At 45.5% G+C, this 321-nt stretch carries 1 protein-coding gene; it reads left to right on the top strand.

Annotated features, from left to right (window positions below; genetic code table 11):
• Positions 1 to 27: 27 nt before the first annotated feature.
• Positions 28 to 321 (top strand): glutamate ligase domain-containing protein (locus HC175_RS22205; protein WP_317172397.1); only part of this gene is annotated, 294 nt, incomplete at its 3' end.

Genomic DNA, 321 nt, shown 5'->3' with positions numbered 1-321 from the left:
CTTACAGGAAAGTACAACGGCACTAATATGGCAGCCGCATATACCATTGGAAAATATTTTGAAATCGATCCTAAAGAGATCAAGGCTGCCCTGGAAGCGTATGTCCCGCAGAACAACCGTTCCCAGATCATCATGAAGGACAACAGGAAGCTTATTCTTGATGCGTATAACGCCAATCCCTCGAGTATGGCTGCAGCCCTGGACAATTTCACGAAGATGGAGACAACTCCTAAAATTGCCATTTTAGGAGACATGTTTGAGCTTGGCGCTATGGCACAGGAAGAGCATGAGGCATTGGTGAAATATCTTGAACAGTCAGGA

The sequence above is a fragment of the Salinimicrobium oceani genome, from assembly GCF_012037645.1.
The sequence above is the reverse complement of the archived record's forward strand: the minus strand, read 5'-3'. Positions and strand labels throughout refer to the sequence as shown.